General features: G+C 70.3%; 4 protein-coding genes and 2 pseudogenes. 5 read left to right on the top strand and 1 reads right to left on the bottom strand.

Going from position 1 to position 4699, the window contains the following annotated elements:
* Positions 1 to 1112: class I tRNA ligase family protein (locus BHU15_RS35370; RefSeq protein WP_141726955.1), on the bottom strand; the 1112-nt coding region annotated here is incomplete at its 3' end.
* A 586-nt stretch (positions 1113 to 1698) separates the two neighbouring features.
* Here BHU15_RS35370 and BHU15_RS35365 point away from each other — a divergent pair.
* From BHU15_RS35365 to BHU15_RS41800, 5 genes and pseudogenes are all read left to right on the top strand, one after another.
* Positions 1699 to 2460, top strand: coding sequence for a TraR/DksA family transcriptional regulator (locus tag BHU15_RS35365; RefSeq protein ID WP_069630865.1), 762 nt, complete (start codon positions 1699 to 1701; stop codon positions 2458 to 2460).
* A gap of 58 nt (positions 2461 to 2518) precedes the next feature.
* Positions 2519 to 3079 (top strand): signal peptidase II, encoded by a 561-nt coding sequence (gene lspA, locus BHU15_RS35360; protein ID WP_023542382.1) that lies wholly within the window; start codon positions 2519 to 2521, stop codon positions 3077 to 3079.
* A 69-nt stretch (positions 3080 to 3148) separates the two neighbouring features.
* Complete coding sequence (locus tag BHU15_RS35355; protein ID WP_069630864.1) at positions 3149 to 4093, top strand: RluA family pseudouridine synthase; 945 nt, start codon at positions 3149 to 3151, stop codon at positions 4091 to 4093.
* Positions 4090 to 4342: pseudogene (locus BHU15_RS41805) on the top strand (GNAT family N-acetyltransferase); the annotation flags it as partial. The gene BHU15_RS35355 and the pseudogene BHU15_RS41805, both read left to right, overlap by 4 nt.
* Positions 4343 to 4344: 2 nt before the next feature.
* Positions 4345 to 4540, top strand: a pseudogene (locus BHU15_RS41800) (GNAT family N-acetyltransferase); the annotation flags it as partial.
* Positions 4541 to 4699 lie beyond the last annotated feature (159 nt).

Here is a 4699-nt window from a genome sequence, read left to right as displayed (position 1 = left end):
TTGAAGAAGACGCCGCCGACCAGCGGCACGTCCGCCTCGAACGTGCCGTCGGGGCGGACCGGGTTCACCACCGGCAGGCCGTACGCCCGGCAGACCACCAGGTCGTCCGCGCCGAACGCGGGGGACTGGTGGACCAGACCCGTACCGTCCTCCGTCGTCACGTACTCCGCGTTGACGACGTAGTGCGCCTCGGAACCCTCGGGGAAGTCGATGAGCGAGAACGGGCGCTCGTACGTCCAGCGTTCCATCTCGCGGCCGGTGAAGCGTTCGCCGGTCAGCTCCCAGCCGTCCTCGCCGAGCGCCTTCTCCACCAGCGGCTCGGCGACGACGAGCTTCTCGGTGCCGTTCGTCGCGACGACGTAGGTGACGTCGGGGTGTGCGGCGACCGCCGTGTTGGACACCAGGGTCCAGGGCGTGGTCGTCCAGACGAGGAGGGCCGCGTCGCCCGCCAGCGGTCCGGAGGTCAGCGGGAAGCGGACGAAGACGGACGGGTCGACGATCGTCTCGTAGCCCTGCGCCAGCTCGTGGTCGGACAGGCTCGTCTGGTCGCGCGGGCACCAGGGAGCGACCCGGTGGTCCTGGACGAGCAGGCCCTTGTTGAAGATCTCCTTCAGCGACCACCAGACGGACTCGATGTACTCGGGGTTCATCGTCTGGTACGCGTCGTCCAGATCGACCCAGTACCCCATGCGGGTCGTCAGCTCGGCGAAGGCGTCCGTGTGCCGGGTCACCGAGTCGCGGCACTTCTCGTTGAACTCCGCGATGCCGTACTTCTCGATGTCCTGCTTGCCGGTGAAGCCCAGCTCCTTCTCGACGGCGATCTCCACGGGCAGGCCGTGACAGTCCCAGCCGGCCTTGCGCGCCACGTGGTAGCCGCGCATCGTACGGAAGCGCGGGAAGACGTCCTTGAAGACGCGGGCCTCGATGTGGTGCGCGCCAGGCATGCCGTTGGCGGTCGGCGGTCCTTCGTAGAAGACCCACTCGGGGCGGCCCTCGGACTGCGCCAGGGTCTTGTCGAAGACCTTGTTGTCGCGCCAGAACGTGAGCACGGCGTGCTCCAGCGCGGGCAGGTCTACCTGCGCGGGCACCTGGCTGTACTGCGGTGGCGTCATCGGTGAAACTCCTCCAACGGAACTCCGGCATCTCCGTCGGAGGGACGAGAGCCTGCGGCTCCCGCGGTACCACCCTCCTTGGCCCCGGGCGTCGCCGCCCTCGGCCCCCTCATTGGGGTCGCGCTGCCGGGTCTACTCACCCCGCGTACGGCCAGGGCTTTCTTCCGGCGGCTCCGGGGTGATGCTTCGCTTCGCGCTCTGCCCCCGGGCTCGCACCGTCCCCGGGTCGCTCATGGCCGCTCTCGGAGCTACTCGTCCCCATCCACGCCTCTCGCTGAGGCCAGTGTACGGGGCGGCCACAGGGGCGGCCGACCGGTTTTCCGGCCGTGTGCGGGGCCCGCACGGCCTGCCAGGGCGTACGGCCCCGTCGCTGACCCGAATGGTCCGGCGGGCCCCGCGTACTTCTCCGAGCCGTCCCCGCGTCGGATTACCCGGCGGGGAGCTGGGCACAACCGATGGAGGCTCGCCTTGTCACCGGCGGAGGCGGGTCCGACCGGCGGCGTGCCCCGTTGCCGCGTGGCTGGTGTCGATTTATCGTCCCAGCACGACTCGCGTGCAAGATCACAAAATGTGAAGGGGCCGCGGCATGGTGGCGAAGAAGACCGCCGCGAAGAAGACAGCGGCCAAGAAAACGGCTGTGAAGAAGACAGCGAAGTCGGCGGCCAAGAAGACGGCGCCGCACACACCCGCCGCGGAGGAGACCGCCGCGGCCGGGCCGGAGCACCAGGCACCTGCGAAGAAGACCGCGGCCAAGAAGACGGCGCCTCCTAAGAAGGCCGCCGCCAGGAAAGCCGCGAAAAAGGCCGCGTCCGCGGCCGAGGGGGCGGCCGAGGCCGCGGAACAGACGGGAGCCAAGACGGTGGCAGCGAAGAAGACAGCGGGGAAGAGGCCGGCGGCGGCCGCGGCCGGCACGGCGACCGCGGTGCCCCCGGCGCGCGGCGTCACACCGGCCGGGGAGCTGGCCGTACGGCCAGGTGAGGATCCGTGGACCGAGGAGGAGGTCGCCGAGGCGCGGGCCGGGCTGGAGAGCGAGGCGGCCCGGCTGAACGCCCAGATCTCCTCGTCCGAGCAGGCGCTCGTCGGGCTGATGCGGGACTCCGGCGACGGCGCGGGCGACGACGACGCGGACACCGGCACCAAGAACATCACCCGCGAACACGAGATGTCCCTGGCCGCGAACGCCCGCGAGATGGTCGAGCAGACGGAGCGGGCGCTGCTGCGCCTGGACGCCGGGACGTACGGGCTCTGCGAGGTCTGCGGCAAGCCGATCGGCAAGGCCAGGATGCAGGCGTTCCCCCGGGCCACGCTGTGTGTCGAGGACAAGCAGAAGCAGGAAAGGCGCGGCTGAGACCGTACGCGTGTGCCGTACCCTCGTCCCTAGTCGGGATCTAACTTGAGGGACTCACGTGGCAGAGGCGGAGCGCGTCATCGGTACGCCAGATGTTGACGACGAGGGCGCGGCTCCCGCCGAGCCGGTCCGGAGGAAGCGCAAGATCCTCGCGCTCTTCTCCGTGGCGCTCGTCGCCTATCTGCTCGACCTCGGCAGCAAGATGCTCGTGGTGGCGAAGCTGGAGCACCACGAGCCGATCGAGGTCATCGGTGATCTGCTGAAGTTCGAGGCGGTACGCAACGCGGGCGCCGCCTTCGGCATCGGCGAGGCGTACACCGTCTTCTTCACCTTCGTCGCGGCGACCGTCATCGTGGTGATCGCGCGACTGGCCCGCAAGCTCTACAGCGGGCCGTGGGCGTTCGCGCTCGGTCTGCTGCTCGGCGGGGCGCTCGGCAATCTCACCGACCGGATCTTCCGTGAGCCGGGGGTGTTCAAGGGCGCGGTCGTGGACTTCATCGCGCCGGCGAACTTCGCGGTGTTCAATCTCGCCGACTCCGCGATCGTCTGCGGCGGCTTCCTGATCGTGATCCTGTCCTTCCGCGGGCTCGACCCCGACGGGACCGTCCACCGCGACTGACGGCCTCCCCGGAGGCCGTGGCCGCCGTCCGTGGGCGGTCGAGCCGTACGGGCAAGGCATACTCGACGGGTGAGCACCGTTCCCGATATCCGCACCCTGCCCGTTCCCGATGGCCTGGAGGGCGAGCGCGTCGACGCCGCCATCGCCCGGATGTTCGGGTTCTCCCGTACGAAGGCGGCCGAGCTGGCCGCCGCCGGGAAGGTGCAGGTCGACGGCGCCGTGGTCGCCAAGTCCGAGCGGGTACGCGGCGGGGCCTGGCTGGAAGTCGAGATGCCCGCGCCCGCCGCGCCCGTGCGTCTCGTGGCCGAGCCCGTCGAGGGCATGGAGATCGTGTACGACGACGACGACATCGTCGTGGTCGTCAAGCCCGTCGGCGTGGCCGCGCACCCGAGCCCCGGCTGGACGGGCACCACCGTCATCGGCGGGCTCGCCGCGGCCGGCTACCGCGTCTCGACGTCCGGCGCCGCCGAGCGCCAGGGCGTCGTGCACCGCCTCGACGTCGGTACGTCCGGGCTGATGGCCGTGGCCAAGTCGGAGCGCGCGTACACCTCGCTCAAGGCGCAGTTCAAGGAGCGGATCGTCGACAAGCGCTACCACGCGCTGGTGCAGGGACATCCGGACCCGATGAGCGGCACGATCGACGCCCCGATCGGGCGCCATCCGAACCACGACTACAAGTTCGCCGTGACCGCCGAGGGCAAGCCGTCGGTCACGCACTACGACCTGATCGAGGCCTTCCGGTCCGCCTCGCTGCTGGACATCAAGCTGGAGACGGGCCGCACGCACCAGATCCGCGTGCACATGGCGGCCCACCGCCACCCGTGCGTCGGTGACCTGACGTACGGCGCCGATCCGACGCTGGCCAAGCGTCTGGGGCTGACCCGGCAGTGGCTGCACGCGATGAAGCTGGGCTTCGAGCACCCGTCGGACGGCCGGTGGGTGGAGTTCGAGAGCACCTACCCGGACGACCTCCAGCAGGCCCTGGACACGGTGCGCGCCGAGAGCAACGCGTGAGCGTGTACGAGATCCGGCCCGCCACCGGCGCGGCCGACCGTGAGGCGTGCTTCGCGGTGCGCACTCAGGTCTTCGTCACGGAGCAACTGGTGCCCCGTGACCTGGAGTTCGACTCCCACGACGCCCTCGACGCCGCCGCCGCCCACGTGCTCGCGGTGTGCGAGGACGGGCTGCCGCTCGGCACGTCGAGGCTGCTGTACGGGCCGGAGGCGGCGGACCGGACCGACGGCGATCCGACGGTGGGCTCGCNNGGCGCGCGGCCTCGGGGTCGGTGCGGCGCTCGTGAGGGCCGTGGAGGATCTGGCGCGGGAGCGCGGGCTGCTCGTGGTGGATCTGCACGCGCAGACGCGCGCCCTGGGCTTCTACGAGCGGCTGGGGTACGTGGCGTACGGCGCCGAGTACGACTCCGTGGGGATCGCGCACCGGGGGATGCGGCGCGTGCTGTAGCGGGTCGCGGTGAGGGGCGCGGAGTGATCGGGGTGGGCGTGGGAAGCGCTTGCGGGCGAATCGTTAGGAAACTTTCCCAACACTCTTGACGGTGATTGGAAACAACCTTAACTTTCACTCACTTGCTGTCATGACACCGACAGTCGCACTCCCGTACCG

The sequence above is a fragment of the Streptomyces niveus genome (assembly GCF_001723055.1).
In the GTDB taxonomy this organism is placed as follows: Bacteria; Actinomycetota; Actinomycetes; order Streptomycetales; family Streptomycetaceae; genus Streptomyces; species Streptomyces niveus.
This window is presented reverse-complemented; position numbering and strand designations above follow the sequence as displayed.

What these genes read in the sequence shown, in the direction of transcription:
- BHU15_RS35365 (WP_069630865.1), top strand. Translation starts at nt 1,699, where the DNA reads ATGGTGGCGAAGAAGACCGCCGCGAAGAAGACAGCGGCCAAGAAAACG.